Origin of the sequence: Streptomyces sp. NPDC006476, assembly GCF_040612015.1 — a bacterium.
In the GTDB taxonomy this organism is placed as follows: Bacteria; Actinomycetota; Actinomycetes; order Streptomycetales; family Streptomycetaceae; genus Streptomyces; species Streptomyces griseorubiginosus_B.
The window spans coordinates 1-12,184 of the sequence record NZ_JBEXPK010000045.1 but is presented as its reverse complement, the minus strand read 5'-3'; the positions used below and the strand labels follow the sequence as shown (position 1 = coordinate 12,184).

The following is a 12,184-nucleotide window of genomic DNA, read 5'->3' as shown; positions in this document are numbered from 1 at the left end:
CGCACGCCCGGCCCTCCGGCCCGTACTCACGCCACCCGCGTGAACTCGACCGTCACCTCCGGCGGGCCGCCCGCCACGCCCCGGTAGACGCCCTTGTGCGGGGTGACGTCGTCGTAGTCCCGGCCGCGGGCCACCACCACGTGGGACTCGTCTGCGCGCACCCGGTTGGTGGGATCGTGCCCGCACCACTCGCCCGCCCAGTACTCGATCCAGGCGTGGCTCTGCCCGGCGACGGGCCGGTGCAGTTCGGCCTCCCGCTCGGGGTGGAGGTAGCCGGAGACATAGCGCGCGGGCAGGCCGACGCCCCGCAGCAGGGCGATGGTGAGGTGGGTGATGTCCTGGCAGACGCCCGCGCCCTGTTCCCAGGCCTGGACCGGCGAGGTGTTCACGCTGGTGGCGCCGGGGAGGTAGGAGACCCGGTCGGCGACCAGGGCGGACACCGCGAGCGCCGTCTCGTGCGGGTCGAGGCCGGCCGCGGCCTTCCGCGCCTTCTTCACCAGCTTGGCGGGGACCGTCGTACGGCCCGTCGGGGTCGCGTACTCCAGCAGGCGGGAGCCGGCGATCCGTTCGGCCACCTCGAACCACTCCGGCGGCCGGGGCAGGGGGCCCGGCGGGGAGGTCTCGACCAGGCTGGAGGCCGTGATGGTGAGGTGGCCGTGCGGGTCCATCAGGTCGAAGCCGGTGACCTGGGTGCCCCAGTAGTCCCAGTACGACCAGGTGGACGCCGTCGGGTTGACGGTGACCCGGGCGTCCAGGGTGGTCTGGCCCGGCAGCGTCAGCGGGGTCATGCGGACCTCGTTGTGCGAGGAGGCCGCGGGCTGGGCGTACGAGACGTGGGTGGTGTGCTTGATGCGGAGCCGGCGGGTCATGCTCACGCTCCTTCCTGGGCCCACTCGACGGGCCCCGGGTAGGGGAAGAACCGCTCGGCCACCGCGTCCGCGGACGCCATGCAGGCCTGCTGCAGGTCCCCCAGAAGGTCCGGCAGCTGGTCCTCGAGGGCGTGGGTGTCCAGGTATTCGAGGCGGGTGCGCAGCCGGCCGATGGGGCGGCGCGCGGGGTCCTGACGGGGGCGGCCGAGGGCGGTGAGGCACTCCTCGGCCGTGGTCAGCGCGTGCAGCGCCGAGCGCGGGAAGTCGCGGTCCAGGAGCAGGAACTCCGCCACGCGCGGGGTGTCGCCGAAACCGCCGTACACGCGCGCGTACGCCTCGTCCGCGCCGGAGGCGCTCAGCAGGGTCGGCCAGTCGGGCGCGTGCGCCGCGTCCAGCACCCGTACGGACAGCAGCCGTACGGTCATGTCCACCCGCTCCAGGCTCCGGCCCAGCACGACGAACCGCCAGCTGTCGTCCCGGCTCATGGTGGAGTCGGCCAGCCCGAAGAAGAGGGCGGCCCGGCGGCGCACGAGTTCCAGATAGGCGTAGGGGCCGGTGCGGCGAGCCGCCATCCGCTGGTCGGCCAGGGCGTGCCAGGTGGAGTTCAGGCACTCCCACATCTCCGAGGAGACGGCCTCACGGGCGCTGCGCGCGTTGAGCCGGGCGGCGCCCAGCGCGCCCTCGATGGAGCCCGTGGAGCGGGCGTCGAAGGCCAGCTGGTCGAGGACCTGCTGCATGTCCACGCGCGTGTCGCCCGCGTCCATGCCGAGGATCGCGTACAGCGACCGGCAGGCCGCGTCCTCGTCACGCCAGGGGTCCTCCAGCATGCGGTGCAGATAGGCGTCGAGGATGCGGCCGGTGGCGTCGGCCCGCTCGACGTAACGGCCGGTCCAGGTCAGGGACTCGGCTATCCGGGAGAGGATCACGTCGTTCACTGCTGCGCCCCTTCCTGTACGACCGCCCGGGTGCCGTCGGGGCCGAGCCGGCGCGGGGCGACGGCGGGGATCGCGGGGTCCGGCTCGGGCGCGGGCTGCTCGGCGGGGCCCTCCGCCAGCACCCAGGTGTCCTTGGAGCCTCCGCCCTGGCTGGAGTTGACGATCAGGTTGCCCTCCTGCAGGGCGACGCGGGTGAGCCCGCCGGGCAGCACCCACACCTCGCTGCCGTCGTTCACGGCGAACGGACGCAGGTCGATGTGGCGCGGCGCCATACGCTCTCCGGCCAGGGTGGGGGAGGTGGACAGGGCGACGGGCCGCTGGGCGATGAAGCCGCGCGGGTCGGCGGCGACGGCTTTGCGAGTGCGTTCCAGGGTCTCCCGGTCGGCCTTCGGCCCGATGACGATGCCCTGCCCGCCGGCACCGTCGACCGGCTTGATCACCAGCTGCTCGATCTGGTCGAGCACCGCCTCCAACTGCCCTGGCTCGTCAGGCCGGTACGACTCCACATTTGGCAGAACCGGTTCCTCGGAGAGGTAGTAGCGGATGAGGTCCGGGACGTAGGTGTAGAGCAGTTTGTCGTCGGCGATCCCGTTGCCCACGGCGTTCGCGAGTGTGACGTTGCCCGCCATCGCGGCGCCCATGATGCCGGGGCAGCCGATCACCGAGTCGGGCCGGAAGTGCAGCGGGTCGAGGAAGTCGTCGTCCAGGCGCCGGTATACGACATGGACCGGCACCTCGCCGCGCGTCGTACGCATCCACACCCGATTGGCGCGGCACACGAGGTCGTGCCCCTCGACCAGCTGCACGCCCATCAGCCGTGCCAGCAGGGCGTGTTCGAAGTAGGCGGCGTTGCTGGGCCCCGGGGTCAGCACCACCACCCTGGGGTCCTGCACCCCGTCGGGCGCGGCGGCGCGCAGGGCCGCGAGCAGCCGGTGACAGTACGCGTCGACCGGCAGCACGTGCTGTTCGGCGAAGAGGGAGGGGAAGATCCGGGTCATGGCCCTGCGGTTCTCGATGACGTACGAGACCCCGCTGGGCACCCGCACGTTGTCCTCCAGCACCCGGAAGTCCCCGGCCTCGTCCCGCACCAGATCGATTCCGGCCACATGGATGCGCACCCCGCCCGGGGGTTCGACCCCTTGCGCGGCACGGTGGAAGTGCGGGGAGTTGAGCAGCAGCCGCCAGGGCACGACACCGTCCTCGAAGGCACGGCAGGGCCCGTAGGCGTCGGCGAGATAGGCCTCCAGGGCCCTGACTCTCTGACTCACCCCACGGTGTATGAGATCCCATTCCAGGGCGTCGAGGATCCTGGGCACGAGGTCCAGCGGCCAGGGCCGCTCCTCGCCCGCGAAGGCGTACGTGACGCCCCGGTCGGTGAACGCCCGGGCCATCTGGTCCGCCCGGAAGCGCAGTTCACTCGGTTCGATCGGCTGAAGTGCGGCCAGCACCGGCTCATAGGCGGTCCTGACCTCACCCGGCCGTTCGAACATCTCGTCCCATGCGTCGGCCAACGCGTATGCGTCGAATATGTCCGCCATGAGGGGACGTTAGATGCGATTCGTAACGCGGCGATCACTGAGGCATTTCCGGGAGCTTGCGCGGAAGGACGGGCTCCGCCGCTGCTCCGGTGTGGCCGGTCCGCACCCCCTCAGCTTGTTGCAGCCGGGCGGGCGGCGGGCCGGTAATAGCCGGGCACACAGGCGCATTTCGACGCCCGTGCCGCCCGGAGCCGTGTTGCGGAGCCGGGAGTGTCCGCGCATAGTTGCGCTCGGAACACGCCGGATGCGGGGGTGAAATGGGCGATGACCGGGCACGCGGACGAGCATCCACACGGTGCTGACCGACTGTGCGAGGCCGGGGATCGTGTGTATTCCCGGGCCGTACGGCGGGGCCGCGTGGCGCGCCGCGACGCCGAGCCGGTGCCCTGTCTGCTGGACCTGGCCCTGCTGCACCCCGACCCCGACGACATGGACTGGCTGGTGCCGACGTCCCCGCTGGAGGTCATGACGCGGCTGCTGCGCGAGGTCCACGACCAGGTCAGCGCCAACCAGCGGCGGGTGGGCTCGGCGGTGGCCGCCGTCGAGTGGTACGCGGGACTCGGGCCGGCCGTGCAGGTGGGCGCCGCCGAGGGCACGGCGATCCGGGTGCTGGACGGGCTCTCCCGCATCCAGGCGGCGATGGACGAGGCGACACAGGCGTGCACCACGGAGGTGCTCACCGTGCAGCCGGGCGGCATCCGCCCCGAGCACGAGCTGACGGAGGGGCTGCACCGGGCGCTGGAGCTGCGGGCGCGGGGCGTGCGGATGCGCGACCTGTACACGCACGTCGCCCGCCACGGGCAGGGTCTGCTCAACTACCTGGAGCTGATGGGCAACGCGGTCGAGGCACGCACCCTCGACGAGGTCATCGACCGGCTGATCCTGTTCGACCGCACGGTGGCCTTCATCCCCGCCAACGCGGACCGCACCCTCGCCCTGGAACTGCGTCACCCGGCCCTGGTCGGCTACCTCGGCACGGTCTTCGACCGCCTGTGGCGCCTGGCCATCCCCCTCACCGCGCCCCTCCCGGACACCGGCATCGAGGGCATCTCCCACCGCGAGCAGTCCATCGCGGCGCTGCTCGCGGAAGGCCACCAGGACGCGGTCATCGCCGAGCGCCTCGGCATAAGCGTCCGCACCTGCCGCGCCCACATCGCCCGTCTCTCCGAGACCCTGGGCGCCGCCAGCCGCACCCAGCTCGGCGTCCGCATCGCCCAGGTGGGCCTGGACGGGCCCCGCGGCCCGGAGGAGGTCACTCCTTCGGTCACTCTTCCCCGTCGAGGATCCCCGACCGTGCGATGAGGTAACCGAGCTGCGCCCGGCTGTCACTGCCGAGCGTCGCGGCGAGCTTGGCGGTGGGGGCACCTCCCGCGCGAGCGCATTCGAGCGTGGGGGAGGACCCGGGCGGTACGGATGTTCAGCCCCAGCCGGTCGGCGATCACGGCGTCGGTGTGGCCCTCGACGAGGAGGGTGGCGATGGCGCGTTGGCGGGGGGTGATGGCGTCGGGGGCGGGCTCCGGGACGGCCTGGGGGTACATCGGGGTCGCCAGGTGCCACAGGCGGTCGAAGACCGTGGCGAAGTAGTCCAGCAGGACCGGATGGCGGACCTCGAGGGCCAGCGTGCGGTCCTTGTTGGCGGGGATGAAGGCGACGGCCCGGTCGATGACGACGAGGCGTTCGGTGACCTGGTCGAGGGTGCGTTGCCTCGGCGTCTCCCCGCAGCTGCTCGTAACGGGCGATCACGGCGGGGGAGTGGCGCTGGGTGTGCTGGTAGAGGGTGCGGATACGGCCGCCCCGGTCCAGCAGGGCCTGGTCGCGGGCGAGGCTCCGGGCGAGGCGCGTGGCGGGACTGCGGCCGTCGTAGGGCTGGATGGCGAGCAGTTCCCTGGAGGCGTCCGTCATCGCGGTGGTGATGGCCTCGTTGATGCGGTCGACTCCGCCGAGGACGCTGATGGCGGGCGAATCCATCGGTGCGGTGCTCCGCCCGTCGATCCGCATGAGCGGTTCGAACGTCTCGGCCAGTCGCTGCTCGCGCCGGCGTTCCTCGGCGATGCGGTCCGCCGTGCCGCGCAGCAGGCGGTGCAGGGCCACCGCCGGCGCGACGGGCTCCAGCCGGCCGGGGTCCGTGACGGCGGGATGCAGCAGGCCGAACTCCACCAGGCAGGGCGCCCCGTCGGCGTCCGTGCCGCTCACATGCCCTTCGTGCAGCGCGCGGCCGTACAACTCCCGGCCCGCGTCGCACAGTTCCTCGGGGCCGTGCCGGTGTGTCCTTCCGTCACGCATCGGGCTCCTGTTTCAGGAGCCCCGACTGCGCTATGAGGAACCCGAGTTGGGCCCGGCTGCCGCTGCCCAGAGCCGTCGCGAGCTTGGCGATGTGGGCACGGCACGTACGCACGTTCATGCCCAGACGTCGGGCGATCGCCTCGTCGACATGCCCCTCGACCAGGAGCTTGGCGATGGAGTGCTGGATCTCCGTGATGCCGTCCGGGGCGGTCTCGTACGGGGCGCCGGCGCTCAACGGGACCGCACGCGCCCACATGAACTCGAAGACCTTGATCAGATAGCGGACGAGCCCGGGATGACGGAGCTCCAGGGCCACCTCCCCGTCGTCACGGGTCGGGATGAACGCCACGGTCTCGTCGCAGATGATCAGCCGCTCGACCAGCTCGTCGATTGTCCGGTACTCGACCTTGCCGTCGGTGAACTGGGCGACGTAGGCCAGCGTCTCCGGACTGTAGCGGGCGGGGTGCTGGTAGAGCGTGCGGATGCGGCAGCCCCGCTCGATCAGCGGACGGTCCCGGTTGAGGCCCTGGGCGAGGGTGTGCTCCAGGCGGCGACGGCTCGGCTGGACCGTGAGCATCTCCGTGTGGGTCTGGGCGGTGGCCAGGTCGAGCGCCGCGTTGATCCGGTCCAGGCCCTCCAGCACGGTGATGGAGTGAGTGGTGGCCGTCGGCTGGGCACTGATGCTCATGAACGGCTCGAAAGCGTCGGCGAGTTCGATGGACTCCCGGCGGCGCTGGGTGATCTCGTGCTCGATCGGGTTGAGCCGCTGGGCCAGGGCGATCGAGGGGGGTACCGGGCGTAGCCAGTTCGGGTCGTCGGGATCGGGATGAAGAAGGGCGAACTCCATCAAACAGGGCGCAGGTTCCACATCCGCACGGGCTAGGCGTCCCGTCCGGAGAGCGTTCCCATAAAGGCGGCGCCCGTCCTCGCACAGGTCGGTCAGCCCGTGGGGATGTGTCCGCTTAGTCTCATTTATCGCCAAATCTCCACCCCCCAGGGTCCTGAACGTGCAGGAACATGATGCATCGTTTGTGTGGCCATGACGTGCCGGAATGGGCCATCGTCGTATTCGGACGGGGGAGAGGTGACCTTTACATGAGGACGAAGCCGACTATGCCTAAGAGAATGCTTCGCTCGGCGCTTGTCGCCGCCTTCTCCACCGCTGTGGCCTTCGGAGTACTGGGCGGCCTCACGGGGGCGAAGGGCGACAGCGCGCAGGACAGCACTTGGCGCACGACCTCCGTCTCCGCCGCCGCGGCCGGCGACAGTACGTGGGCCGTCACGGCGGCGGACGTCCCGGGTGACAGCACGTGGGTCGCGCCCAGTGACAGCACGTGGGTGGCGCCCAGCGACAGCACGTGGGCCGTGCAGTCATGACCACCCCACCCGACGACCGCTCCTTCCGCCGCGAGATGGCCACCGCCTACCGCTCGGGCTGGCACTTCATCGACCTCGTCACCGCGATCCCCCACTCCGGTGACTCGCTGATGGTGACCGTCTTCGGTGAGCCGGTCGTCGTCACGCGGGACGAGGACGAGGACGTACGGGCGTACCGGTGTCTGCGGCGGCCTCGGGGGGCGCCGCAGCCCGTGCGGTGTGCCGTCCGGTACGGAATGATCTTTGTGAACCTGGACCAACGAGACCATCGGCTGGTGGAACCGGAAACCCCCCAAGTTCGGACCATCTCAGCCACCCCCCGCAGTGCCTGACGCGATTCCCCCGTCGCAACAGATCGCTCAGGTGCTTCCCCCCGCAGCGGCGTCACCGTGACCTGAACACGGTGACGCCGCTGCAGTTTTGGGCGACATTTCGGGGTATCGGGCGGTGCGAGGGCTGCCTGCCCCTGGCCGGAAACTCGGCCCCCCGATGTCGTCCCCGGCCGTCGTCCCCGGCCGTCACCCCTGCCCCATCGCCCGCGTCAGCGCGATCTCGATCACCACCCGGTCGGGATTCGGCGACGGGGTGCGCTCGTAGCGCTCGGCGTAGCGCCGCTCGGCCTCCGCGACCCGCGGGCGGTCCGTCCGTACGACCGCCCGGCCCTCCAGCGTCGCCCAGCGCCGTCCGTCCACCTGGCACACGGCGACCCGTGCCCCCTCGGATCCGGCGGCCAGCACATGGGCCACCTTCGTACTGGACTTGTTGGTGATCACCCGAGCCAGTCGTGCCTCGGGATCGTATGTGACACCGACGGGCACCACGTGCGGGCTGCCGTCCGGGCGGAGGGTCGTCAGCGTGCACAGGTGGCGTTCCCGCCAGAAACGGAGGTACGCGGGGTCCGGGGTGCCGGGGTCCTGGGTGTAGGTCGCCATGCCCGGAACTTAGCCCCCGGGGACCTCCTGCTCTACCCTTGAGTGGAATAGACTCAACTTTGTGTACGCTGACTGAGTCAGCAACTGGAGAACGTGGCAGGAGGAGAGCGCGAACGTGGACGCCGAGCTGACCAACCGGAGCCGGGACGCCATCAACGCGGCGAGCAACCGCGCCGTGACCGAGGGGCACCCCGACCTCACCCCCGCCCACCTGCTCCTCGCCCTGCTCCAGGGGCAGGACAACGAGAACATCACCGACCTGCTGGCCGCCGTCGACGCCGACCAGGCGGCCGTACGCGCCGGAGCGGAGAAGATCCTCGCCGGACTGCCCAGCGTGACCGGTTCCACCGTCGCGCCCCCGCAGCCCAACCGCGAGCTGCTCGCCGTCATCGCCGACGCCACCGAGCGCGCCCGCGACCTCGGCGACGAGTACCTCTCCACCGAGCACCTGCTCCTCGGCATCGCAGCCAAGGGCGGGCCGGCCGGTGACGTACTGTCCGGGCAGGGGGCCAGTGCCAAGAAGCTGCAGGAAGCCTTTCAGGAGGCGAGGGGAGGACGCCGGGTGACCACACCCGACCCCGAGGGCCAGTACAAGGCCCTGGAGAAGTTCGGCACCGACTTCACGGCGGCGGCCCGGGACGGCAAGCTCGACCCCGTCATCGGCCGCGACCAGGAGATCCGCCGCGTCGTACAGGTGCTGTCGCGCCGCACCAAGAACAACCCCGTCCTCATCGGCGAGCCCGGCGTCGGCAAGACCGCCGTCGTCGAGGGGCTCGCCCAGCGGATCGTCAAGGGGGACGTGCCCGAGTCGCTGAAGGACAAGCGGCTGGTCGCCCTGGACCTCGGCGCGATGGTCGCCGGGGCGAAGTACCGCGGTGAGTTCGAGGAGCGGCTGAAGACCGTCCTGGCCGAGATCAAGGACTCGGACGGCCAGATCATCACCTTCATCGACGAGCTGCACACCGTCGTCGGCGCGGGCGCCGGAGGCGACTCCGCGATGGACGCCGGCAACATGCTCAAGCCCATGCTGGCCCGCGGCGAACTGCGCATGGTCGGCGCCACCACCCTCGACGAGTACCGCGAGCGCATCGAGAAGGACCCCGCCCTGGAGCGCCGCTTCCAGCAGGTCCTGGTCGCCGAGCCCACCGTCGAGGACACCATCGCGATCCTCCGCGGCCTCAAGGGCCGTTACGAGGCCCACCACAAGGTCCAGATCGCCGACAGCGCGCTCGTGGCCGCCGCGACCCTCTCGGACCGCTACATCACCTCCCGCTTCCTGCCCGACAAGGCGATCGACCTCGTCGACGAGGCCGCCTCGCGGCTGCGCATGGAGATCGACTCCTCCCCGGTCGAGATCGACGAACTCCAGCGCGCCGTCGACCGGCTCAAGATGGAGGAGCTGGCGCTGGAGAAGGAGACCGACCCGGCCTCCCGCGAGCGGCTGGAGAAGCTGCGCCGCGACCTCGCCGACAAGGAGGAGGAGCTGCGCGGCCTGACCGCCCGCTGGGAGAAGGAGAAGCAGTCCCTCAACCGCGTCGGTGAACTCAAGGAGAAGCTCGACGAGTTGCGCGGCACCGCCGAACGCGCCCAGCGCGACGGCGACTTCGACACCGCCAGCAAGCTGCTGTACGGCGAGATCCCGGCCCTGGAAAGGGACTTGGAGGCCGCTTCCGAGGCAGAGGAGGAGGCCGCCAAGGACACCATGGTCAAGGAGGAGGTCGGCTCCGACGACATCGCGGACACTGTCGCCGCCTGGACCGGCATCCCCGCCGGGCGCCTGCTGGAGGGCGAGACGCAGAAGCTGCTGCGCATGGAGGAGGAGCTGGGCAGGCGTCTGATCGGCCAGAAGGAGGCCGTACAGGCGGTGTCGGACGCCGTCCGCCGCACCCGCGCCGGGATCTCCGACCCCGACCGCCCCACCGGCTCCTTCCTCTTCCTGGGCCCGACGGGCGTCGGCAAGACCGAACTCGCCAAGGCGCTCGCCGACTTCCTCTTCGACGACGAGCGGGCCATGGTCCGCATCGACATGTCCGAGTACGGCGAGAAGCACAGCGTGGCCCGTCTGGTCGGCGCACCCCCCGGCTACGTCGGCTACGAGGAGGGCGGCCAGCTGACCGAGGCGGTGCGCAGGCGCCCGTACAGCGTGGTGCTGCTGGACGAGGTCGAGAAGGCGCACCCCGAGGTCTTCGACGTGCTGCTGCAGGTGCTCGACGACGGCCGTCTGACGGACGGTCAGGGCCGGACGGTCGACTTCCGCAACACGATCCTGGTGCTGACCTCCAACCTCGGCAGCCAGTTCCTGGTCGACCCGTTGACCAGCGAGGCGGAGAAGAAGGAGCAGGTCCTGGAGGTGGTCCGGACGTCCTTCAAGCCGGAGTTCCTCAACCGCCTCGACGACCTGGTGGTCTTCTCGGCGCTGACCAAGCCCGAGCTGGAGCGCATCGCCAAGCTCCAGATCGACCGTCTGGCCAAGCGGCTGGCGGAGCGGCGCCTCACCCTGGAGATCACCGACGAGGCGCTGGACTGGCTCGCCACGGAGGGCTTGGACCCGGCGTACGGCGCCCGTCCGTTGCGGCGCCTCGTCCAGACCGCCATCGGCGACCGCCTCGCCAAGGAGATCCTCGCGGGCGAGGTCAAGGACGGCGACACGGTCCGGGTGGACGCGTTCGGCGAGGGCCTGATCGTGGGACCGACGACGGGCAAGACGCTGTAACCGTCTGGTCCGTCTGGTCGGTCTGGTCGGTCTGGTCCGTCTGGTCCCGCTGGTTTCTGGAGGACAGCGCGGCCCCGGGGTAGGTGCCCCGGGGCCGCGTCTTCGTCTGAGTTCCCCTGTCTCAGTGGCCGCCCCCGCCGCAGCCGCCCCCGCCCCCGCACGACGACCCACCGCCGCAGGACGATCCGCCCCCGCACGACGAGTGACCGCCGCCGCACGAGTGGCCGGAGTGGTGCCCGCCACCCGAGTGATGCCCGCCCCCGGACGAGGAGCCGCCGTCGCCGGCCCACCAGCTGCCGCCGCCCGAGGAGGAGCCACCCCCGAGCCCTCCCTTGCCGCGGCTGCCCGCACGCGCCGTCGCCACGACCACACCGACGATCGCGAGCACGATCACCGCGACGATGAATCCGGTGAACATAGTCGTCACCGTCCTTCCGAGTCCCCCGAAGCAGCCCCCCGTGGGCGCCTCGTTCCTTGCGTGCACCGGGGATGCCCCGCCGCCTCCCCGGCCAAAGCAGAGTTGAGGAACTCCAGAGCTTGGGCGCAGGATGGCGCGCATGACCTCCAGTGAACGTCCCTTCCTCAATCGTCGGCTCGCCGAGTTCGGGACGACGATCTTCGCCGAGATGTCGGCCCTCGCCCTGCAGACCGGGTCGATCAACCTGGGCCAGGGCTTTCCCGACACGGACGGTCCCGAGGAGGTCCGGGAGGCCGCCGTGCGGGCGCTGCGGGACGGGCGCGGCAACCAGTACCCGCCGGGCCCCGGCGTCCCCGAGCTGCGCGCCGCGGTCGCCGCGCACCAGGAGCGGCGGTACGGACTGTCGTTCGACCCCGACACCGAGGTGCTGGTCACCGCGGGCGCCACGGAGGCCATCGCGGCGAGCCTGCTGGCGCTGCTGGAGCCCGGCGACGAGGTCGTCGCCCTCGAGCCGTACTACGACTCCTATGCGGCCTGCATCGCGATGGCGGGCGGCACGCGCGTGCCGGTCACGCTGCGCCCGCACGAGGGCAGCTTCCGCCTCGACCTCGACGAGCTGCGCGCCGCCGTCACCGACCGCACCCGGCTGCTGCTGATCAACACCCCGCACAACCCCACCGGCACGGTCCTCACCCGCGAGGAGCTCACCGCCGTCGCCGAGCTGGCCGTCGAGCGGGACCTGCTGGTCGTCACCGACGAGGTGTACGAGCACCTGGTCTTCGACGAGGCCGAGCACATCCCCCTCGCGACCTTCCCGGGCATGCGGGAGCGCACGGTGACGATCGGCTCGGCCGGCAAGACCTTCTCCTTCACCGGCTGGAAGGTCGGCTGGATCACGGCGCCGCCCGCGCTGGTCTCGGCGGTGCGCTCGGCCAAGCAGTTCCTGACGTACGTCTCCTCCGGCCCCTTCCAGTACGCCGTCGCCGAGGCCCTCGCGCTGCCGGACGCGTACTTCACCGCCTTCCGCGAGGACATGCTGGCCAAGCGGAACCTGCTGTCGGCGGGTCTCGCGGACGCCGGCTTCGAGGTCTTCCGGACCGCCGGCACGTACTTCGTCAC

General features: G+C 71.2%; 11 protein-coding genes and 1 pseudogene. 5 read left to right on the top strand and 7 right to left on the bottom strand.

Translation table 11 applies throughout. The annotated features are described in order from the left end of the window. Nucleotides 1-26: 26 nt before the first annotated feature. The 3 genes from ABZZ74_RS36610 to ABZZ74_RS36600 are packed head-to-tail and all read right to left on the bottom strand — an operon-like array spanning nt 27 to nt 3,342. Nucleotides 27-869 (bottom strand): transglutaminase family protein, encoded by an 843-nt coding sequence (locus tag ABZZ74_RS36610; RefSeq protein WP_356772470.1) that lies wholly within the window; start codon nt 867-869, stop codon nt 27-29. 2 nt (nt 870-871) lie between these two features. Continuing rightward, on the bottom strand, nt 872-1,804 hold the full coding sequence (locus tag ABZZ74_RS36605) for an alpha-E domain-containing protein (RefSeq protein ID WP_133044148.1): 933 nt from the start codon (nt 1,802-1,804) through the stop codon (nt 872-874). After that, entirely contained in the window at nt 1,801-3,342 is a 1,542-nt protein-coding gene (locus ABZZ74_RS36600) for a circularly permuted type 2 ATP-grasp protein (protein ID WP_356772468.1), read from the bottom strand. The genes ABZZ74_RS36605 and ABZZ74_RS36600 overlap by 4 nt, the downstream gene beginning before the upstream one ends. Before the next feature lie 264 nt (nt 3,343-3,606). On the opposite strand from ABZZ74_RS36600, the gene ABZZ74_RS36595 reads away from it, so the two are divergent. Further along, nucleotides 3,607-4,644: a helix-turn-helix transcriptional regulator gene (locus ABZZ74_RS36595; RefSeq protein ID WP_356772466.1), complete on the top strand. Its 1,038-nt coding sequence runs from the start codon at nt 3,607-3,609 to the stop codon at nt 4,642-4,644. Here the strand turns inward: ABZZ74_RS36595 and ABZZ74_RS36590 are convergent. Next, nucleotides 4,607-5,625 (bottom strand): annotated as a pseudogene (locus ABZZ74_RS36590) (helix-turn-helix transcriptional regulator). The gene ABZZ74_RS36595 and the pseudogene ABZZ74_RS36590 overlap by 38 nt on opposite strands. Then, nucleotides 5,618-6,568: a helix-turn-helix transcriptional regulator gene (locus ABZZ74_RS36585; protein WP_356772574.1), complete on the bottom strand. Its 951-nt coding sequence runs from the start codon at nt 6,566-6,568 to the stop codon at nt 5,618-5,620. The pseudogene ABZZ74_RS36590 and the gene ABZZ74_RS36585 overlap by 8 nt, the downstream one beginning before the upstream one ends. Before the next feature lie 182 nt (nt 6,569-6,750). Between ABZZ74_RS36585 and ABZZ74_RS36580 the strand changes: the two genes are divergently transcribed. Both ABZZ74_RS36580 and ABZZ74_RS36575 read left to right on the top strand, forming a co-directional pair. Beyond that, nucleotides 6,751-7,002 carry a hypothetical protein gene (locus ABZZ74_RS36580; protein ID WP_356772464.1) on the top strand — a complete coding sequence of 84 codons (252 nt, stop codon included), beginning with the start codon at nt 6,751-6,753 and terminating at the stop codon, nt 7,000-7,002. Then, entirely contained in the window at nt 6,999-7,334 is a 336-nt protein-coding gene (locus ABZZ74_RS36575) for a hypothetical protein (RefSeq protein WP_133044153.1), read from the top strand. Before ABZZ74_RS36580 ends, ABZZ74_RS36575 begins: the two co-directional genes overlap by 4 nt. Before the next feature lie 186 nt (nt 7,335-7,520). Here ABZZ74_RS36575 and ABZZ74_RS36570 read toward each other — a convergent pair whose 3' ends face one another. Next, complete coding sequence (locus ABZZ74_RS36570) at nt 7,521-7,934, bottom strand: TIGR03618 family F420-dependent PPOX class oxidoreductase (protein ID WP_356772462.1); 414 nt, start codon at nt 7,932-7,934, stop codon at nt 7,521-7,523. Between the two features lie 115 nt (nt 7,935-8,049). Here ABZZ74_RS36570 and clpB point away from each other — a divergent pair, with 115 nt between their 5' ends. Then, nucleotides 8,050-10,647 (top strand): ATP-dependent chaperone ClpB, encoded by a 2,598-nt coding sequence (gene clpB / locus ABZZ74_RS36565; RefSeq protein ID WP_356772460.1) that lies wholly within the window; start codon nt 8,050-8,052, stop codon nt 10,645-10,647. Nucleotides 10,648-10,768: 121 nt separating this feature from the next. Here the strand turns inward: clpB and ABZZ74_RS36560 are convergent, their stop codons facing one another. Beyond that, on the bottom strand, nt 10,769-11,065 hold the full coding sequence (locus tag ABZZ74_RS36560; RefSeq protein ID WP_356772458.1) for a hypothetical protein: 297 nt from the start codon (nt 11,063-11,065) through the stop codon (nt 10,769-10,771). A gap of 130 nt (nt 11,066-11,195) precedes the next feature. Between ABZZ74_RS36560 and ABZZ74_RS36555 the strand changes: the two genes are divergently transcribed. Further along, a partial coding sequence (locus tag ABZZ74_RS36555) for a pyridoxal phosphate-dependent aminotransferase (RefSeq protein ID WP_356772456.1) occupies nt 11,196-12,184 on the top strand: 989 nt, incomplete at its 3' end.